This is a genomic window from Thermoprotei archaeon, assembly GCA_038881895.1.
Lineage (GTDB): Archaea > Thermoproteota > Thermoprotei > Gearchaeales > WAQG01 > JAVZOV01.
In genome coordinates, this window is record JAVZOV010000001.1 from 498585 (window position 1) to 518788 (window position 20204).

The 20204-nt window shown below is 34.4% G+C and carries 17 protein-coding genes and 1 tRNA gene; 13 read left to right on the forward strand and 5 right to left on the reverse strand.

What is annotated here, in order from left to right:
* Positions 1–260: 260 nt before the first annotated feature.
* The 4 genes from QW128_02565 (at position 261) to QW128_02580 (ending at position 4031) form a co-directional block, all read left to right on the forward strand.
* Positions 261–878, forward strand: a complete 618-nt coding sequence (locus tag QW128_02565; protein ID MEM3832467.1) for a recombinase family protein — start codon at positions 261–263, stop codon at positions 876–878.
* A 1-nt stretch (position 879) separates the two neighbouring features.
* Positions 880–1098 (forward strand): hypothetical protein, encoded by a 219-nt coding sequence (locus tag QW128_02570; protein MEM3832468.1) that lies wholly within the window; start codon positions 880–882, stop codon positions 1096–1098.
* 22 nt (positions 1099–1120) lie between these two features.
* Complete coding sequence (locus QW128_02575) at positions 1121–2680, forward strand: radical SAM protein (GenBank protein ID MEM3832469.1); 1560 nt, start codon at positions 1121–1123, stop codon at positions 2678–2680.
* A gap of 157 nt (positions 2681–2837) precedes the next feature.
* A complete protein-coding gene (locus tag QW128_02580; protein ID MEM3832470.1) occupies positions 2838–4031 on the forward strand; it encodes a M20/M25/M40 family metallo-hydrolase in 1194 nt (397 codons plus the stop codon).
* Between the two features lie 61 nt (positions 4032–4092).
* Here the strand turns inward: QW128_02580 and QW128_02585 are convergent, their stop codons facing one another.
* Positions 4093–4494, reverse strand: a complete 402-nt coding sequence (locus QW128_02585) for a hypothetical protein (protein ID MEM3832471.1) — start codon at positions 4492–4494, stop codon at positions 4093–4095.
* A 298-nt stretch (positions 4495–4792) separates the two neighbouring features.
* Here QW128_02585 and QW128_02590 point away from each other — a divergent pair, with 298 nt between their 5' ends.
* Positions 4793–5536 carry a DUF6062 family protein gene (locus tag QW128_02590; GenBank protein MEM3832472.1) on the forward strand — a complete coding sequence of 248 codons (744 nt, stop codon included), beginning with the start codon at positions 4793–4795 and terminating at the stop codon, positions 5534–5536.
* A gap of 84 nt (positions 5537–5620) precedes the next feature.
* Here the strand turns inward: QW128_02590 and QW128_02595 are convergent, their stop codons facing one another.
* The gene (locus QW128_02595) at positions 5621–6586 is read right to left on the reverse strand and encodes an LD-carboxypeptidase (GenBank protein MEM3832473.1); all 966 of its coding nucleotides are present in this window, start codon (positions 6584–6586) and stop codon (positions 5621–5623) included.
* Positions 6587–6720: 134 nt separating this feature from the next.
* Between QW128_02595 and QW128_02600 the strand changes: the two genes are divergently transcribed.
* The 4 genes from QW128_02600 to QW128_02615 all read left to right on the forward strand — a co-directional run bounded on the left by QW128_02600 (position 6721) and on the right by QW128_02615 (position 10526).
* Positions 6721–6805, forward strand: a tRNA-Leu gene (locus QW128_02600).
* Positions 6806–6878: 73 nt separating this feature from the next.
* Entirely contained in the window at positions 6879–8648 is a 1770-nt protein-coding gene (locus QW128_02605; GenBank protein MEM3832474.1) for a peptide ABC transporter substrate-binding protein, read from the forward strand.
* Positions 8649–8685: 37 nt separating this feature from the next.
* Positions 8686–9657 carry an ABC transporter permease gene (locus tag QW128_02610; GenBank protein MEM3832475.1) on the forward strand — a complete coding sequence of 324 codons (972 nt, stop codon included), beginning with the start codon at positions 8686–8688 and terminating at the stop codon, positions 9655–9657.
* A 5-nt stretch (positions 9658–9662) separates the two neighbouring features.
* Positions 9663–10526: an ABC transporter permease gene (locus QW128_02615; protein ID MEM3832476.1), complete on the forward strand. Its 864-nt coding sequence runs from the start codon at positions 9663–9665 to the stop codon at positions 10524–10526.
* Positions 10527–10993: 467 nt separating this feature from the next.
* On the opposite strand, the gene QW128_02620 is transcribed toward QW128_02615, so the two are convergent.
* The gene (locus QW128_02620) at positions 10994–12046 is read right to left on the reverse strand and encodes an aminotransferase (protein MEM3832477.1); all 1053 of its coding nucleotides are present in this window, start codon (positions 12044–12046) and stop codon (positions 10994–10996) included.
* Positions 12047–12173: 127 nt separating this feature from the next.
* Between QW128_02620 and QW128_02625 the strand changes: the two genes are divergently transcribed.
* The 3 genes from QW128_02625 to QW128_02635 are packed head-to-tail and all read left to right on the forward strand — an operon-like array spanning position 12174 to position 16582.
* Positions 12174–13658: an ABC transporter substrate-binding protein gene (locus QW128_02625; protein ID MEM3832478.1), complete on the forward strand. Its 1485-nt coding sequence runs from the start codon at positions 12174–12176 to the stop codon at positions 13656–13658.
* Positions 13659–13663: 5 nt separating this feature from the next.
* A complete protein-coding gene (locus QW128_02630; GenBank protein MEM3832479.1) occupies positions 13664–15499 on the forward strand; it encodes an iron ABC transporter permease in 1836 nt (611 codons plus the stop codon).
* Positions 15500–15517: 18 nt separating this feature from the next.
* Positions 15518–16582: an ABC transporter ATP-binding protein gene (locus tag QW128_02635; GenBank protein ID MEM3832480.1), complete on the forward strand. Its 1065-nt coding sequence runs from the start codon at positions 15518–15520 to the stop codon at positions 16580–16582.
* Positions 16583–16935: 353 nt separating this feature from the next.
* On the opposite strand, the gene QW128_02640 is transcribed toward QW128_02635, so the two are convergent.
* Positions 16936–18720: a carbon starvation CstA family protein gene (locus QW128_02640; GenBank protein ID MEM3832481.1), complete on the reverse strand. Its 1785-nt coding sequence runs from the start codon at positions 18718–18720 to the stop codon at positions 16936–16938.
* A gap of 231 nt (positions 18721–18951) precedes the next feature.
* On the reverse strand, positions 18952–19569 hold the full coding sequence (locus tag QW128_02645) for a hypothetical protein (protein MEM3832482.1): 618 nt from the start codon (positions 19567–19569) through the stop codon (positions 18952–18954).
* A 52-nt stretch (positions 19570–19621) separates the two neighbouring features.
* Between QW128_02645 and QW128_02650 the strand changes: the two genes are divergently transcribed.
* Positions 19622–20101: a hypothetical protein gene (locus QW128_02650; GenBank protein MEM3832483.1), complete on the forward strand. Its 480-nt coding sequence runs from the start codon at positions 19622–19624 to the stop codon at positions 20099–20101.
* The last annotated feature ends 103 nt before the right edge of the window (positions 20102–20204 follow it).

Consider the following 20204-nt stretch of genomic DNA (forward strand, 5'->3'; position numbering starts at 1 on the left):
CTTAATGTAGGAACAGCTTAGATTTTCTGCTAAAACTGCACATCCACTACAGGATCTTGCTCTAGCATACATTATACTAAACCTAAAACCACAGAATGGACACTTAATCACTCTGCTCATACTTGAAAGGAAAACTTAAGACTATTTATATTTTTTATTATTAAAAATTTATTATTAAAAATAGGGATAGGAATTAACAGAAAGGTAGGATTACGTTTATATTTTAGTTTAGGACTAAATGTCTATTAGAGGTGGATCTGATGACTAATGCTGTGGCTTACATTGCTATTCATGATGAATCATTAATACAAAAAATTCAACTTGAAGTGGAAAGTTTTGCAAAATTGCATGGGTTCAAGTTAGTTAATACGTTTATTGATTGTGATACACATATACCTATTCATAGAAGAGAAAAATATAATGAAATGCTCACATTCATAAAAAATAATGGAATTGGTAACTTAATATTCCGCAGTCCATTAAATATTGGAAGAAGTTTTGAAGAAATCATCACAGAGATTAAAAAACTAATCAGTGAGAGCATTTTTATACATTTTTCTAAATACGAGGAGCTGAATTCTGAGCTAGAACAACTGTGTGTCGATACGAATAAAAGAAAGCTGTTTATTGAGGTTTTATCATGGTTTATGAAATTGCATAAATATGACCTAATAGAAAGAACACGTTATGGTCTAGAGAAAGTAAAACATAAAGGTGTAAAACTAGGAAGAAGACCAATTAAATTGCCATTATCAAGAATACGCGAATTATTATCAAAAGGGTTAACAAAAAAAGAGGTATGGAGGATATTGCGCAAAGAAGGATTAAAAATCAGTTATGGCAGATTTGTATCAAAATTATCTTCGCTAGGTGAATAAGATGACTAAAATAATCTCTATAGAAGACGACATCAATGAGCATAAAGTTGAACAACTAAAGACGGAACTTATACGCGCTAGAATTAATGGAGAAAAAAGAATCGAAATTCATGTCTATTCCATAGAAGAACTAGACAACATAATAGAAAAATTAAGAGGCATATTCATAAACAATATGCACCTAACTATTAAACTATACGTTCATAATCCAAGTTCATAAAACAATTAAGGGGTGCAACATTATGGATAAAGGCAACGTAAAGTTTGATGTAATATTAACTACTGATAGGAGTATGATGACCAATCATCATGGAAAAGAGTTCTTAGGATTCATGACAACAGGACCAGCACTAGGTATGCCAGAAGCTCTATGGATGTGGATTGCTGCACCTAAAATTAAAGTTGATAAGATTGGACGACCGTCAGAAGCTCCTTACGGTATGAGAAAAATAGAGGCAGTTTTAGTAGACAACGGAATTAATGCTGCAATAATAGATCCAGATTATTTGAAATACTATTTGAATGATGCTAAAGTTCTGATGTTGAGTCATCATGATTATTTTGCTCTAGGACCTCCCAGCTCAGAGTGGTGGTTCATTACAGGTAAAGAACCTGTCAACTTAAAAAGCTTCAAAAAATTAATGGAAAAGAATGAAATAAAGCAAGCAAAAAAACATGGTCTTAAGATAATAGCAGGTGGACCAGCTGCATGGCAATGGCTTTTTAGAACTGATGCGTGGAAAAAATATGGCATAGATACTGTCTTTGATGGTGAAGGTGAAAAAATCATAACAGATCTAGTTCTTAAAGCTCTTAACGATGAAGAATTACCAGCATACGTGTATGTTGGACCCGAAGACTCACCAAAAATTGAGGAAATACCAGTTATAAAAGCTCCATCGGTGAACGGGCTTGTGGAAGTCATGCGCGGATGTCCTAGATATTGTAGCTTTTGCTCAGTAACATTACGAAAACTTAGAATGATACCATTAGACGTCATAGAAAAAGAGATCATGATAAATGTTTCTCATGGAATAAAAGGAGGAATACTTCATTCGGAAGATGTACTCCTCTATGGTGCATACGGAATAATGCCAAGGGAAAAACCATTAATAAAACTTCATACCTTAGCAACGAAATATTATAAAGGATTAGCATGGAGCCATATAGCATTGGCAACACTGCTCTCCGCGCAATATAATGGAAAAATTATAGATAAAATCATGGACATTATTTTTAGCAACACAGGACAAAAATTCATTGGAGTTGAAACTGGAATCGAGACAGGTTCTTCTAAGTTAGCATATAAGATAATGCCAGCCAAAGCAGCACCATTCAAGGTAGATATGTGGCCTGACTTAGTGGTAGAAGCATTCTCAATAATGCACGAACACAACATATTACCAGCCGCCACATTAATTTTAGGACTTCCAGGCGAAACCCCTGATGATGTAATCAAAACAGCTGAACTCATAGAACGATTAAGGCCATATCAAAGCCTAATAGTGCCGATGTTCTTTGTGCCATTAGGCATGTTAAAAGACAAAGATTGGTTCAGAAAGATCAGTTTAAGCACAGAACACACAGAAGTCTTAAAGCTAACACTAAAACACAGCCTTTACTGGTCACAAAGAATAATAAACAAGTATCTAGATAAACCGCATGAACTACCATTACGATTAGCACTATATGGTTTCATGAAATATATAGAATGGAAAACTAAAAAATTCATAAACATAATAGAAGAAAAACCAACGACCATAATTCAACAAGAAGTACAAACCATACATAACAATCTTTAACATCTGCAATCCTAAATCACTGCAGCAAAATCATACTACAAAACTGCTAAAATTTCTTCAAACCACCTTAAAGCAAAAATAAACATAAAAATAATGCATACCTTAAAGACCACATAAATTTTATTTATAAGAATTATCTAATCAGTATGGTGAATTCATGAATATCGAAGACTTAGAAATTATTTTAGCTAAAAAATATATAAGTATAAGAAGTATAACAGGTGAAGAACATGAACTCAGCAAAGAAATACAAAAAGACCTTACCTCGTACGGTATAAGATCCGAAATAGATGAGTGGGATAACGTCATTGGAGTTATTGGTTCAGGAACTCCACCAATACTCGTGTTTAACGGGCATCTCGATACAGTCCCTCCAGTACCTGGATGGACTAAAAATCCTTTCAACGCTACTATAGAAGGTGATAAATTATACGGTCTTGGTTCTTCTGACATGAAAGGTAGCCTAGCATCAATGGTAGCATCAGTAATCGAACTATCTACGCACAAGTTTAATGGCACTATAATATTCACAGGTGTCGTTGGGGAGGAAAGCGGATCTGAGACATGGGGATCATTGCTAATAGCAAGTAGAGGTTTTTTAAGCAATAAAAAAATGGATTATATCATAGTCGGAGAAGGATCCGTAAGAGCAAATAAAATCATGGTTAGAATAGGACAACGAGGCTATGTAAGATTTAAAGTTGTATTAAAAGGCATTTCCGTACATAGTAGCGTTCCAACGGAGGGTGTAAATGCATTATATCGCTTAGCAGATTTTCTCAATGAAATAAGAAATTTAGATTACCATCTGAAATCAAGATACATTTCATCCATAACATTTAACCCTTACATTAAAGGTACCATAACACCGACAATCGTAAAAGGAGGCCAGAAGCTCAATATTGTACCAGCTGAATGCGAAGTATACTTGGATAGAAGACTAATATATGGCGAAACTATTGATGAGGCTTACAATCAAGTAAAAAATATAATAAATCACCTAGACGAAACACATGCGAGCTCTTACCAAGTACCGAAAGAGATGATCCAATCACAAATAGAAATACTACACGGAAGGCCACCCTATCTAACAGATCTAAACGACCCACGCGGTCAAAAGCTAGTAAAAAGTGCAGAACAAGCCATATTAGAAGTCACTGGATCACATGCAGAAAAAATCTATGGCACAGGATACACAGATGCAGAGATTCTTAATTACTACACAAAAGCTCCTGCAGTAATTATAGGTGCAGGCGAGATGGGACACACCCCTGATGAATACGTAAGACTTAGCTTACTAAGGCAATTAAAAAAGATTTACATAGAACTTGCTCTTAAACTATTAGACTAACATCACCCCATCCTAAAAGTCAAAATCTTATATTTTTCTTATGAAAAGTACAAAGTTACTCTCATCTCTCAGAAGATACAAATTTTACATATTTAGAGAGTAATTCCTCGAGCTTTGATCTAAACACTTTTATATCATTATCATTCTTATTTACCATTTCATATAAAGAAATAATACCACTTAATCTTATTGTCTCAATCTTCGCTTCCTCTAACAACTGATAAAGTTGGAACTTTAAAACCGCTTCTCTTGAAGACAATTTAGCTAAAACTTTCAATAACTCTAAACAATTATCTTCGAACCCTTCATCCTTTCTAAAAGAATCTTCTGAATTTGGTAAATAATTCGCAAATCTTCTTGAACTTCTTGAATCCTTTTCTTTAGCATTTCTATGTTTCTTAAGGTCTGATCGATCCTCTCCCTTATCTCTCTTTCCTTTGAACAGTCCATCTGTCCTCACCATTTCTATACATCTCACATAAACCACAAAATAGACGTCATTTCTTTTTTGTTAATAACTCTCTCAAATATAAACATTACCAAAAATCCTCGAAACAATCACAAAAGCACTCATCAGAACAGCTCTCTTTTTACTCTTTAGAAGACACCCAGTTGCAAATAAAACGCAAAAACTACTAGAGATCTATAAAATATTCACGCATACAATCAAAAATCATCTCCAAATGGTTTTTATTAAATCATTAACATCAATTTTTATATCTAAAGAAAAACTTATAAAATAGTTTCCCTTAAGATTATTCATGAAATTATTCGATAAGAATGAAAACAAAATAGATGATCAGCCAAAGGATATTATTCACATGGCACTTAAAGATTCAATGAATGAGAATGGATGTCCTGTGTGTAGATTGGTTGAGAAATCTGAGTATAGAATGATATGGACTCTACTTTATGAGCATGTTAACGATCCTTTTGTAAGAAAAATGATTGATTATGGAAATGGTTTTTGTGCCTATCATTTTTGGAAAATCGTTAACATCGCTCAGAACGACCCATTATTAGGCGGACTAGGCCCAGCAATAATTACTGAGAGCTTATTAAAAAATTATATAGAAAATGTTGCGAATAATAAAAATATTAATGTTCATTGTTATATTTGTTCTGAGCTCAGCAAGATTGAGGATTCCTACGTATCATCATTTGCCATAAAAATTGATAACACAGATACTCTAGAACGTTATGAAAGCAATGATTACTCAATATTATGTGATAAACATTTCAATAAAGTATTGACTTTGATGTCGGTATCTATTAGAGATAAGTTAAAAGGAATTCAAATTAAAAAACTAAAAAAATTAGTTGAAAACATTGAATCTTATATTTCAAAACATGATTATAGAAACACAAGCATTATTAAAGAGGAGGAAGCTAAAGCATGGATCCAAGCAATTGAAGTAATGAAAGGCTTAGGTTGGTCTTCACTTGATATGGAGGAGAAAAGCAGAAACATAAAATTAAGGAAAAACAAGCTGAAAATGCTTTAATTTTATCTTCTTTGCTTGAAAGTGAGGATTTCAGTCAAAGACATTGCATTAACCGATATTAGTAGATATCTCATAGATAATGATCTAAAAGTTACCGTTTTTGTTTTTTATTACTGCTGGTTCGTCAATTCTTAAAGTAGCATTAGTAGCATCTAATGTTGCCTTTACTCCTATCGGTAATGTTATTTTATGTTCTCCATGACCACAACACAATCCATAGATCGCTGGGATATTTAATCTTCCTATCCTATCTTGAATGACTTCTTCTAAGCTAAAAGTGTGTTTAAGTTTATTTGATTCATAGTTCTTAAATTCACATACGATAACACCTGCAACATTGTCTAACTTTCCTGCAAGAATGAGTTGGGTTAACATTCTATCAACTCTGTAGGGTGCTTCATTTGTATCCTCGATAAATAATATTTTTTCCTCTGTATTGATTTCGTATGGTGTTCCTAAAGTTGAAACTATCAGAGATAGATTTCCACCGATAAGCCCTCCTTCTGCTTTTCCCTCATTTATTACACGTATAAGTGGTCCATCAATAGGATTAAAAATAATACCCAGTGGTTCATCATCCATGAGTACTTTCATCATATTATATTTAGTATATTCTGATAGGTTATGCATGTCTGACGCTACCATCGGGCCATGAAATACTATTAACCCTGTTTTTTGATGAATCGCTATAAGTAATGCAGTAATATCACTATATCCAATAAAAATTTTAGGATTGCGTTTTATTAAACTGTAATCCAATAACGGAAGTATCCGCATTGAACCATACCCTCCTGATGCAGAAAATATGGCTTTTATTTTTTCGTTAGAGAACATCTCATTAATTTCATTAGCCCTTTCTTCATCTGAAGCAGAAAAATAACCTTTGCTAATCAATCTTCTAACCGTTTTTCCTAAATATACTTCAAATCCTAAATCTTTTAACGTTCTTATACCTTTATTTAATTGAACAGGATCCGCCACACCAGCTGGAGCCACTATACCTATCGCGTCACCTAGACCTATCGCACGAGGTTTAATTTTTAACACCATAACATATTAACTAAAATGATGCACCAAATAAAATTAGCGAAAAAAGTGTATTATCAATAAATAGAAACAAGACTGCATTAAAAAATAATAAGTAGTTCAAAGATTATATGTTTGTTTTTAGTAATTTATATTAAGCGGGGGTGGCCGAGTCAGGTCAAAGGTGCAGGGCTCAGAACCCTGTGCGTTAGCGCTGCGTGGGTTCAAATCCCACCCCCCGCATAATGAAGATGCTGGGTTTTTCCGTTATTTAAAAGAAAAGTTTATAAGATTGTAATGTCATTGTATAGACACTATGAATAAAAAACAGGTATTAGATTTTGTTGTGATAATGTTTCTAGTGACAACTTTGACTGTTCCAATGATTCCGGCAGCATATGGTTCTCCTGCTGTATTAAGAATAGGTGTACCAGGTGAAATTGATAGTTTTAATCCGCTTACTAGTATATTATCTGCTGCCCAATCTATCATAGGAGCTATGTATGAATCTATGCTTTTTCTGCATACTAATGGCTCATATTCTCCATGGCTTGCTACGGGATATTCTGTGAATGCATCTGCATTAACTGTTACCTTTACTTTAAGGAATAATGTTATGTGGCATGACGGTAAACCTTTTACTGCTAATGATGTTAAGTTTACATTTGATACTATAATTGCAAATCCAACTCTTGATAGAAATAAATATAGAGATTTCATAGCTTCTGTTGATGCACCTAATCCGAGTACTGTCGTATTTCATCTTAAGAAAGCGTGGGCTCCTGCCCTTTATTATTTAGGCACTCAATGGATAGTCCCGCAACATATATTTTCTGTAGTCAACATTACAGTGTTCAAAAATACTGATAACCCGATAGGTACTGGACCGTACAAGTTTGTAAAGTACACTCCTGGTGTTAGTGTAGAGCTTGAAGCTTTTAACAATTATTGGCAGGGTAAGCCTGCAGTAGATAAATTAGTCTATATACTTTATAAGACTACACAATCTATCATGCTTGATTTGATGGCTGGGAATTTGGATACATTTGCTGGCGCTACGGTTGATCCTGAACTGGTTGCTACTATGTTAAGGACACCGAATATTAAAGTTATTGTTAATCCTGGAAGCATAATAAGATTTATGGGATTTAATCTTAAGAGATATCCGTTTAATATAAGTGGTGTGAGGGAGGCAATAGCATATGCAATAAATAAGCAGGATATTGTTAATACTGTTATGTTGGGTTTTGCTGAACCTGCACCAGATGGTTGGATTCCTCCATATTTAGGTTATTGGTATGATCAAAGTATTAAGTGGAGATCACAAAACTTCACAAAAGCAAATCAAATTTTAGATAATCTTGGTTTTGTTAAAGGATCTGATGGCATAAGAATAACACCTAAGGGACAAAGAATGTCTTATTCACTTCTCACCATAGCAGGTAGAGCTGAATTTGTCAGAACTGCGGAGTTAATACAAGGTTGGTTAAAGAACATTGGAATAGAAATCAATGTTGAGACATTAAGCCTTGGGACTGTAGATCAAAGAGAGGGTGTAGGAGATTTTGATCTTGGTCTTATGGGACTAGGTGTTTCTCTTGAACCAGACTTTTATCTTTACCAAAGATTTCACAGTAGTGCTTCAGCTCCATTAGGAACCTATGTGCCAAGAAATTGGTTTAGATATGAGAATCCTGAGATGGATAAACTATTGGATGCTCAAAGAACAGAAATGAATATAACAAAAAGGCGAGAAATAATTTATAAAATACAGGAAATTGTAGCTCGCGATTTACCAATACTTACGCTTTATGCAAAATATAGTATACTAGCATATCGTACTGATAAGTTTGTAGGATTCAATGAACCTGATGGCCCGGCATCATTAATCTCTTTAGTTAATATAAAACCTATAGGTTACACACCAACAACCACTACAACAACTACAACCACTACAACAACTACAACCACTACAACAACTACAACAGCCATAGCGCCCCAAGATTATACAACACTAGTAGCGGGAATTGTTATTGTAATAATAGTGATTGGCATAATATACGTTCTAATTAGACACAGACGTTAAATATTTTAAAATTTTTATTTTTTATTAGTGGTGTAAAATGAGAGCGTATGTTGTAAGACGATTAGTTAGGTTGGCTGTAACTTTCGTTGTTGTTCTTGTTTTAAATTTCTTTATACCGAGAGCCATGCCTGGAAATCCTGCTAATATATTAGCTAATGAGAATCAATTGCCGCCAGAAACGGCTAAACAGCTTATAAAGTTGTTTAAGCTGGATGAACCCATATGGGATCAATTTTATGCATATATTATTAACACGTTTCAAGGAAATTGGGGTATCTCGTATAGGTATTATCCGACTACTGTTTATGAATTGTTAATGCAACGTCTTCCATGGACAATATTTTTACTGGGAATCTCTACGATCACTACTGCCCTATTGGGCATGTTTCTTGGCATTATAGCTGGCTGGAAGAGAGGGTCTAAAACAGATTCAACAATATCTATATCATCTATGTTTATATGGGCAATTCCATATTATTGGTTAGCTATGATGTTAGTTTATGTTTTTGGCTATGTTTTAAAATTAACACCAATTAGTCAGGCTTTAACACCTGGTACTGAGTATTCTAATTTCTTTAATTTTGCTTTGGATGCTTTTTATCATGCAATACTTCCAGTGTCTGCTATAACATTAACAGCTTTCGCCACTTATACATTAATTACACGTAATACAATGTTAGATGTCCTTGCTGAGGATTTTGTTACTGTCGCGAGGGCTAAAGGATTACCAGAAAGAGTTGTTGTGACTAAACATGTGTTAAGAAATGCTCTTCTTCCACCTATCACTATACTTTCGTTACGGTTTGGCTTTATAGTTGGTGGTGCTATCTTCACTGAGACTGTGTTCTCATATCCAGGTGTCGGTTCATTAATTTATGAAGCTATAATATACCATGATTACCCGGTTCTCCAGGGAGCATTCTTCTTACTCTCCATAACTGTTATACTTGCAAACTTAGTCGCAGATACTATATACATGATATTGGATCCCAGAGTTCGTTATGGGTGATGATAGTGATTAAGGTCTTTAATAAATTTTTAAAGAATGAGCTTTTTCGTGCAATAACTAATGATCGTAAAGGGAAAATTGGCTTAATAATCGTTATGTTTTTCATAATCGTAGCAGTTTTTGCAGATATGTTAGCACCTTACAACCCATGGATTCAAGTTGGTCCCCCATTTCAACCTCCTTCTCTGCAACATCCACTTGGGCTTAACGATGTAGGTTATGATATATTGAGTGAATTGATATATGGAACTAGAGTAAGCCTTATAGTAGGGTTTGCGGCAGCGTTTTTCCAAACATTAATAGGAGTTCCAGTAGGACTGATTGCTGGCTATTATGGGAAGTATGTAGATGAATTACTTTCTGGTACAATAGATACACTATTAATAATACCATCGTTACCGTTACTCATAATACTGGTAGCGTACTTAGGTCAGAGTATATTTAACATAATACTTGTACTTTCAATACTTGGCTGGATGGGCACAGCAAGGGTTATCAGAGCACAGACGTTAACACTTAAAGAAAGAAGTTATGTTGAAGCATCAAAGGCCATGGGTTCCTCTAATTTAAGGATCGTATTCCGTATAATATTACCAGCAGTATTACCGATAGCATTAGTTCAAATGATTTTAGAAATAACAGGAGCCATACTTGCAGAGGCAGGACTCAGCTTCTTAGGATTAGGAGATCCTACACACAAGAGTTGGGGTATGATATTATACTATGCACAACAGAGGAATGCCTTACTCCTAGGATTATGGTGGTGGTTCATTCCACCTGGAATATGTATAGCATTATTAGGAACAGGCTTTGTCCTTATTGGACTTAGCATAGAAGAATATGTTAACCCAAAGTTAAGACATCTTTAAACTCTTTATGATTTATTAAGAACAAAATGTGCATAAAAAATTTCTCAAAAACTTAATATATAGTGTTACCATGATCTTGAATAAAGAGTGTTTTCGAAAAGTATTGGAAACTTCAAAGTCTCACTATTGGCACTTTCTTCGCTAAAAGCGGTGATCCTCGATTTTCAATCTAGTGTTTCATCATATCGAGTCATGCATACTGCCAAGGATACTTCCACTATGGAGAAAAACACAATACCTTGTCTCATTATATTCATAGTTTCATCACAGTCTGAGCGACTTTCAAATTAAGAAACCAACAGTTATCTAAACCTATTAACAATTTATCTCGGTTTGTAAAATTAGCAAGAAATCTTACGGTTTTCTAATTTTACATAATGATTTAAAAATAATTCTTAATTTAGAGCATATAAAGTTTAAGTACTAAGTTTATATGAATTTAAATTTATAAAAAAATAAAATTATTTTTATTTCTTCCTAAGCATTAATGCTATTGCTACGATTGCTATTACTGCAAACACTCCTGCAGCTCCCCAACCAGTCATTGATTCTACAGTAGCTGTAGTTGTAGCAGTAGTAGTAGAGGTTACTGTGCTAGTAACTGTTGTGGTGGAAGTTACTGTTTGTGTTACTGTTTGTACAACTGTGGTTGCAAGTGCAAGTGACCAATTTATCATGTTCGTAACAAATTTCGGACCATCTAATTGAACGCCGTAATATATCCAAGACCATGTCGGTTCATAATCACCATAAGGACTTTCTCCACTAGCTATTACGACACTTTGCCACTTACCAACTTTCATAACTTCAGCTGCTAAGAGAACAAATCTTCCAGTATCGCCGGCCTTATGAGCTTTTGCTGGAGGAGGACTATTTTCTACAATCTTACCATTTGGTGATGTCCAAACAATTCTGTAAACATTACCTGGTTTAGATTTTTCTAGTGGCGCCCACGTTCCATCGGGTAATACATACGCTAGTATTCCAGGACCATGATATAAAACCCCATTTTTGATGCCATTCGCAACAGCTTCTGCACCACTATCGGGTGTTACGTTTCCTACTACTCTGTATGATGCTTTTGCATTCTGTACTGGATCTTCAACGGAACATAAATCAACTCTCAATACTGATCCTACGGATGATAATACTAGGTTTGCAATATCTTGATACCCAACACCGGGCCCATAATCGCTATCACCGGCAACCCATAATACTTTATTGCCACTGCTAACCCAAGTTTTCAAAGCATTTAATTCATCTGGTGTAAATGAGGTTGTTGCCTGTCCAATTATAAGCATATCTACATTGTTTAATGTGCTTATTGTGATGGGTGTAGTAATGTTAATCCATTCGACCCAAGTAATGTTACCTTGGATATATTTAAGATATTTGGAACTTTCTCCATGCGCTAAATCTACTGCTACAACGTATTTTACCGATTTAACAGACGTGGCTGTTGAAAATGCATACACTGTTATTAGTATAAGTAAAAGTATTATAGATAGTGTTTTCCTCATTGCTAATCGCCAAAATTACTTTTGCGTTCACAATATAAATAGCTATCGTAAATAAATTTATATTTCTATTTAGATTACTAAACACAATACTTATAAAGTCTTTTAACCTTATTATTGTGGTGAGAAAATGTTGCGCATGCGATCAATTTCTAGAACTGTTACAATTGTAGTGATTATTTTAATTCTACTGCTTTTGATTGGTGCCTACGTATATTATTTCGGAGGAGTTCCCCAGACAACAACTACTCCAACAACAACTACAACGTCAAGTGTGACCACACAAACTACTACTACAACCACCACAACTACTACCGGAGGCATTACTCTTGTAATCATAACCAGGCATGATACAACGATACAGGATGCTACTAAGAAAATGTTTTTGCAAAGTGATATTGCAAAAAAATTTAATATTGTTGACTTGAAATTCTTACCTGTTGCCGCAGGTTTATGGAAGGATTATATTTCTAGCGGAGGTGTTGACGTTGCTTGGGGTGGTGGTCCAACACTTTTTGATACTATATTAAGTATGAATCTTCTTGCTCCGATAACTGATAACAATACTCTCAATGTTATCTCACAGATACCTAATACTATAGGCGGTGTTCCAATGAAACGCTTTAATGATAAGGGACAAATCATGTGGGTTGCTGCGGCGATTTCAAGTTTTGGTTTTACTGTAAATAATGACAAGCTTCAGGCATATAAATTACCTAAGCCTTCTAAATGGAGTGATTTAGCTTCTGATGTTTATGGAGAACTACTTCCAATTCCGACAATCGGAGTAGCCAATCCGCTTGCTAGCACAAGCAATACTAGAATTTATGAAATTATTCTTCAAGCATATGGTTGGACTGATGGTTGGAAAATTTTAACACTCATGGCTGCAAATGCTAAAATTTATGATACAAGTGATGCAGTTAGAGATGCTGTAATTACTGGTGATGTACCGGTGGGGATCACGATAGATTTCTATGGTTATAATGCCATGTTTCAGAATCCTAAGACGGAGTATATCATACCAACTAATGAATCTATTATAAATGGTGACCCAATAGCATTAGTTAAAGGTGCCCCCCATGCTGCAGCTGCTCAAGCTTTTATTGCTTGGGTTCTTTCTGCTGAAGGACAGAAACTATGGCTTAATCCCAATATTAACAGGATGCCAGCGAATCCAGCAGTTTTTAGAACTCCTGAAGGGCAACAGCGGCAAGATCTTTATAAACTTTATAACATGACAATAGCCAACAGGGGTATTGATTTTAATGATACGAGAGCTTTGGTCACGGAATATGCCATGATGAATTATTTTAAATCAGTTTTGATTGATGCTAATACAGAGTTAAAGCAGGCATGGAGTGCTGTTCTCAGTTTAAAGGATAAAAACCCACAAAAATATCAGGAACTAAAAGAGAAATTAACAACTCTACTTCAATTCAAAGACCCCATTACTGGTAATATGGTTTCATTTACTGAGAGTTATGCTGCAAGTATTAATAACAGACTCCAGACTGATACAAGCTTTTTGAATCAGATAACAAGTACTTGGCGTGATGCAGCAAGAAATTGGTATTTAAATATTTATAATGAAGCAAAAGCTGCAGGTGCTTAATAATAATGCAAAAGCTTAATACAATTAAGCAGAGATTTTCACGAAAAATATTTTTTGAGATTGATTTGGTCGTTCTAGCCTTTATATTTATATCACTTTTTTTCATTTTTACATTCTTATTAGTTCCAGTTATTATGATGGTTGAAACTGCATTCCTTTCTGATGGAACTTTTTCTTTAAGATGGTTTAATAATATTTTGTCATCATATTACATTAATTTGAACCCTCAAGGTTCATTGTATACTTATATACCTAAGATTAGCACAATCTATGTGACTGGCATTGATTGCGGTGTGATTTTTAATTCGCTTATAGTTGCATCTTTTACCACGATAATAGCATCACTTTTAGGCATTATTATAGCATTTGTATTTGCCAGGTATGAATTCCCTGGTAAGAAAGTTTTAAGAATCATAACTTTGATCCCACTTTTGATAACACCTTTTGTTAATGCATATGTTGTTAAGAAAATTTTTGATCCAACTACAGGGTTAATAAACTGGTTTCTTTATGATATTCTTCATATAATACCGTGGCGTATATGGCTCGATGGTCTTGCTGCTGTAATTCTTACACAATCAATTACATATTATCCAATCGTTCTGTTGAATTTTTATGCTAGTTTAATGAATGTTGATCCAAGCTTGGAAGAACAGGGTGAAAATTTAGGAGCAAGAGGGTTTACTTTATTTAGAAAGATTACTTTACCTTTAGCTTTTCCTGGTTTAGCTGCTGGTGCAACATTAGTGTTCATTTTTAGCCTTGAAGATTTAGGAGCTCCTATAGTTTTTCAAGGCCATCCATACGTTCAAAAGCTCATGTCATATCAGATATTTTCCAATTTTATAAGATCAACTGGACAAAGACCACCAGAGATAGCTGCTTTATCTGTTGTTATGCTAGTTTTAGCCTTAGCAGGTTTTCTACTTATAAAAAAATATGTAAGCATGAGAACTTATGCCATGATTAGTAGGGGTGGTAGATGGAAAGCTAGGCTTACAAAGTTAAGATTAAAGGGTTTACTAATTGTATACTTTATCATAGTTCCAATTGTGATTTTTACTATATTACCTCAAGTTGGAACTGTTCTTTTGGCCTTCTCCACAAGATGGAATGATGTATTTCCTGATGGAGTCACGTTAAATAATTTAATACAAATTTTTGCTAATCCTAGAGTATCAGGTTTTGTTGTACGTAGTGTTTTATATTCTTTAGCTGCTGTGATAATTATTATACTGATTGGAATTGCGACTGCTTATACAGCAAGTCGCGTAAGATTAAGTGGCATAACTGCGCTTGATGCACTAGCAACATTACCAATAGCAATACCAGGTATAGTAATAGCTATAGGATACTTTTATTTTTACTCTCAATTCTTTCAAGGCACATTTCTTGATCCACGAAATCCGTTATATTTTGATCCTGCTATCGTGCTAATCATTGCTTATGCAGTTAGAAGAATGCCTTTTACTGCTAGATCTATTTATGCCGGATTACAGCAGGTTCATTACAATCTTGAAGAGGCCTCTATGAGTTTGGGTGCAAAAAGATTTAGAACAATTCGTAGCATTGTAATGCCACTCATTTCACTTAATGTTATTAGTGGTGCTATGATAAGCTTTATTTATAGCATTAGTGAGGTGAGTGTCAGTGTGACATTAGGGGTTCTCAATATAGACAAGTCGCCTCTTACAGTATACATGGCTAATGTGTGGGTTTCTTCTGTAGGATCCGCTCAAATTGCTGCAGCTCTTGGATTACTTTTAATGGTTATTCAATTAAGTGTGATCGCCATAGTGACTTTAGGATTCAAACAAAGATACGCATTTATAGGTGTGTGATTTTAGAGTAAATGAAGGATGACTGACGTTAAACTAGAAAATGTTACGAAAAAATTCGGCAATGTGATAGCTGTAGATAATGTAAACTTGAATATACAAGATGGTGAACTCTTTACGCTCTTAGGACCCAGCGGATGCGGAAAAACAACACTACTTAGAATAATAGCTGGGCTTGAATACCCTGACAAAGGCAAAATATTTTTTGGAGGTAACGACGTGACTCTTATAAAGTCGTATGAAAGAAATGTAGCAATGGTATTCCAGAATTATGCACTCTGGCCTCACATGACTGTTTTTGATAATATAGCGTTTGGACTTAAGATCAAAAAGTTACCCAAAAGTGAAATAAAAGAAAGAGTATGGAAAGTACTAGATCTTGTTCAGTTAAGTGGCCTTGAAAATAGGTATCCAACCCAATTAAGCGGAGGACAACAGCAAAGAGTCGCGCTCGCTAGAGCGTTAGTTGTTGAACCTAAATTATTACTCTTAGATGAGCCTCTCAGTAACCTAGATGCAAAACTTAGAATAGAAATGAGAGAGGAGATAAAGCGTATTCAGAAAAATCTTAAAATCACAACAATCTATGTAACACATGATCAAGAAGAAGCAATGAGTATTTCCGATAGAATAGCAATCTTAGACAAAGGGAAAGTTTTACAAGTAGGAACACCTAAAGAGATTTACGAAAAACCACAAAATCTCTTCGTGGCATCATTCATAGGAAGGAGCAGTATATTAAAAGGTGTTATCAAGGAAATAACAAACAATTATGCATTGGTAAGTTTAGGTGACTACACCATTAAAGGTCTCATATCATCCAATACAACCTTAAGACCTGGTGATAGTGTTGCTGTTATTCTCCGACCTGAAGATTTTAAATTAAACGCAGAAAATGATCATAACATAATTGAGGGAGATGTAGACATGGTTATGTTTCTTGGCTCATACCAATATGTACGATTAAAGTTAGTAGACGACTCAAAAATTCTTATCAAGCTTAACCCAAATGTAAATATAAGAGTGGGACAGAAACTTAAAACGTTCATAGAAGTAGACCAAGTAAATGTATTACCATGGGATTAATACACTATGATTTTCTTTATACTTTAAAACTTCACCGTTGTCGGATAGTTAACACTTTATAACTATCCGTTCCATCTCTGCTTTGAAGGCTTCATGAATGACTTTCTGGGGCAACGGGACTCCCCTCATCCTTGCCTTTAAACACCAAAAACCAATATTCTTGGAATTTTAGTATGCTTCATAATAAAGCATCGTAACAAAACTTTTATCCTTCTCTATCAAAAAATTATCTATTATAGTCTAAAACTGTTCCAAAATGAGAAATGCAATTCTGAATCTATGAAGAAACACCTGTCATAGGGAGGACAAGCTAAACATAGTTAATTTTAAAAAAATATTTAAAATTCTGTTTTTTACTCTGTTTTAGTCGTTTCAGGAACCGTGGAGTGATATTTAAAATAGCTTTTTATTAAATAATATGCCATGATTATGCCCAGTATAACTAATACAACTCCAATAATTCCTGCAATCAAATTAATGATTACTCCTGTAGTTGCACCACCTAATGCTTCTGGAACCGATTGCCCACTAAGTAAAATTTTCTTAGGACTAAATAAAGTTACTGCTGAAGCTAGTACAACAGCACTTTCCCATGCAAGCGCCACTATTGTTGTTATTAGCATAAAAAGTCCTGGTATCAAGATTGGCAGCGTAGGCCTTCTTACTTTCATCAAATAAACTGCGACTATCGTAAGAGCAAAACCTGCTAATAGCTGATTCGTTCCTCCAAAGAAAATCCATACACTAGGCCAACTACCTATGGCTGCTAAAATAATGGGCAATATCAAACCTACTATGGTCGCTACATACTTATTTCCAAGAATACGTAGTGCTCCCTTAGAAAAGATCTCTGCAGAAACAATTCTCCAGTATCTTGTTATTAATGTCTGCACAGTAATTCCCATTAGCAATATAAATACGCCCAAAAATACATTCCAAATACCTGCCGTTGCTGCTCCAAACATTCCAGAGAGTAATACTGAACCACCAGCAACATAACCGCCTGCGCCAGAAGGCACGGTAGCTAATATTGCACCTGTTGTTAAAGCTGAGAGAGCTACCATTCCTTCAAGTATCATTGCGCCGCCACCAACAGGTCTCGCATCAGTCTCAACATCTAATTGCCTAGAACTAATTCCGCTACTTATTAAGCTGTGCCATCCTGATATTGCGCCACAAGCAATTGTGACAAATAATATTGGCCAGATTGGACCCACTGCGGATCTTTGTGGATCAGGTATTGTGATAAATGCATTGGCATAATTTATTACTGGTTGCTTAATAGATATGCCAATTAAAGGAGAAATTAGTGCAGCTATCAAAATAATTATTACCGTGAAAGCTGTTGGATAAAACGCTATGTAGTTTACAGGTGTTATAAAGGTTGGTAAAGGTACTACTGATGCAATGAATAGTATTACACCAATTACGAGCATCCACACAAATAACGATGCCCCACTGCCGAAAACTGGATCAAAGAAGTTTTTGGGAGGCCATTGTGTAATTACTCCTAACGTTACACTTGCAGCAGTTAATATGATAGCTAAAATTGTTACTGATATGATATTCATTCGCAACTTATATATTAATTGTCCAACCAATAATCCAACAACAATAGTACCAAGAGCAGCAGTGAAAGAGCCTGGAAAGCCATTTATAGTCGATGCCAAAACATATATAAATGCTGCTGAAATTAAGAAGAAGTAAAAGAGGAGATAACCAAGAAGTAGTTTCCTTGGAGTGTCCCCTAATAGTTCATAAGTGATTGGCCCAAATGATCTTCCCTCGTTTCTTACTGAAAGAAGCATAGTACTATAGTCCTGTAACCATCCTATAAAGAAGTTGCCAAGTATTATCCAGATTAATGCTGGTACCCAACCAAAGAGCGCCACTGCTGTTAATGGTCCTACAATAGGACCCAACGCTGAAACACTTTTAAATTGAAATCCATAAAGAACATATCTGTTGACTGGGAAAAATTCAACACCATCCATATAAACATGTGCTGGAGTAGGTCTCGACGGATCTACTTGCCAGACTTTAGTATCCATCCATTTTCCATAAATGACATATGCAATCGCGTATATTATTAATGCTGTAAGTACGTATGGCATCGGAGTTGAAAACAAGTCAGCCATTTAATCACCTCAGTAAATTATTTCTTTGTAACAGGTATAAATTCTTTTCGTAATCATGAGAATATATTTAAATATTCTAGATAATGTGTTTAAATATTAAAGTTAACATATATTATATTTAGAAATCTTGCCCCTTGTATGAAAGCTTATTAAAGATTATGGAGAACTATCAATGAATGTCTCAGAAGTAAGGATTTTCTATTTTTTAGCTGTGAAAAGTTAAAGAAGAAGCTAGAGTGTGATTTTAGTTAATGATTCTATTTTATTTACTATGTTTTTTAATCTATCTTCTGTTATCTTTTCTAATGAGAGCATAAATGTTATATTAGGTTCATCACTGTTTATTGATATGCGCCATACTGAATCATCTATTACAGTTTTGGAAATATTTATTAGACTTGTTAAGATAGTGAAGTGATTGGAATATATCATAAAATGATCGATACTATTTCTAAACCATGATTTCGGAATCGTTTTCATGATGCTTTTTGAGGCTCTGACTTTTAAGTTTATTATTTCAATTGATGATCTAGGAGCTTTGTTTAAGTTTCCTTTGAATATCATCATATCTCGTCTTTTAGCTAAATAGCTCACAATCCAGTTAATCGGGTTCTCTCTCGAGATTAGTGTTACACCAATTCCGTAAATTTTAAAAGAATTCATTTCAAATCCAGAAATAAGCAACCCGCTTGTTCCGATTTTTTTAAGTTCTGAATTTTTAAATACATTTTTTATTGTTTTAAAATATTTTTTAACGAGCTTTCTGTTATACCAGGATCCAAAGGGATACCATACTCCTAAGAAAAGAACCATGTATATTATTGCTAGTATTATCGCTTGATCATTCATACTATACGTAATAGATAAAAAAATATAAATAGTTTTACTCCTAAAATACTCTGTGGCAAAGGGGTTTGCAATAGCAGCAGGAAATCCCCTTTTGGGGGTATCAAATTTTTTAGTTATCACATTGCCAGATGATTATAGTATTAAAGCAGGGGAAATCCCAACGGAGGTAAATACTAGCATAATTTTAAATAACGTGAAGTGGGTAGCTGACGGTGAGGCGTACCATTACATTTATAATTATAATCATGGTTACCAGTTAAAAATTAAGGTGCGTCACTTTCAAAGAAAATTACATAAAACACAAGAAAGAGTACTAGAAAGTGGCGAATTTATGATATCTTCTCATAAAGCATCATACAACCTAGTTAATAAAAGTATAGGATTTATTAAAAAGCAACAAATGCAAACGCTAAGTATTCATTTTTACTGTGATCATACAAACAGAGCAATAGAGCTCGAAATCGTAGGTAAAGATGTTCTGAGCGAAGTAAAAAATTTCGTAAATAATTTAAAAGAATCTATCTGTCATTAATTGAGATATATGTATTTGTGATTATGATATATACTAATAAAATTTAGACTATATTAATGCATATCTTTATCTTTTTGTATGACTAAATATACTTTGGTGATGT

Excerpts from the sequence above, each read along its gene's own strand:
- QW128_02575 (MEM3832469.1), top strand. The coding sequence starts at position 1,121 with ATGGATAAAGGCAACGTAAAGTTTGATGTAATATTAACTACTGATAGG.
- QW128_02595 (MEM3832473.1), bottom strand. The coding sequence starts at position 6,586 with ATGGTGTTAAAAATTAAACCTCGTGCGATAGGTCTAGGTGACGCGATA.
- QW128_02580 (MEM3832470.1), top strand. The coding sequence starts at position 2,838 with ATGAATATCGAAGACTTAGAAATTATTTTAGCTAAAAAATATATAAGT.
- QW128_02605 (MEM3832474.1), top strand. The coding sequence starts at position 6,879 with ATGAATAAAAAACAGGTATTAGATTTTGTTGTGATAATGTTTCTAGTG.
- QW128_02640 (MEM3832481.1), bottom strand. The coding sequence starts at position 18,720 with ATGGCTGACTTGTTTTCAACTCCGATGCCATACGTACTTACAGCATTA.
- QW128_02585 (MEM3832471.1), bottom strand. The coding sequence starts at position 4,494 with ATGGTGAGGACAGATGGACTGTTCAAAGGAAAGAGAGATAAGGGAGAG.
- QW128_02570 (MEM3832468.1), top strand. The coding sequence starts at position 880 with ATGACTAAAATAATCTCTATAGAAGACGACATCAATGAGCATAAAGTT.
- QW128_02620 (MEM3832477.1), bottom strand. The coding sequence starts at position 12,046 with ATGAGGAAAACACTATCTATAATACTTTTACTTATACTAATAACAGTG.
- QW128_02590 (MEM3832472.1), top strand. The coding sequence starts at position 4,793 with ATGAAATTATTCGATAAGAATGAAAACAAAATAGATGATCAGCCAAAG.
- QW128_02645 (MEM3832482.1), bottom strand. The coding sequence starts at position 19,569 with ATGAATGATCAAGCGATAATACTAGCAATAATATACATGGTTCTTTTC.
- QW128_02625 (MEM3832478.1), top strand. The coding sequence starts at position 12,174 with ATGTTGCGCATGCGATCAATTTCTAGAACTGTTACAATTGTAGTGATT.
- QW128_02565 (MEM3832467.1), top strand. The coding sequence starts at position 261 with ATGACTAATGCTGTGGCTTACATTGCTATTCATGATGAATCATTAATA.
- QW128_02630 (MEM3832479.1), top strand. The coding sequence starts at position 13,664 with ATGCAAAAGCTTAATACAATTAAGCAGAGATTTTCACGAAAAATATTT.
- QW128_02635 (MEM3832480.1), top strand. The coding sequence starts at position 15,518 with ATGACTGACGTTAAACTAGAAAATGTTACGAAAAAATTCGGCAATGTG.
- QW128_02610 (MEM3832475.1), top strand. The coding sequence starts at position 8,686 with ATGAGAGCGTATGTTGTAAGACGATTAGTTAGGTTGGCTGTAACTTTC.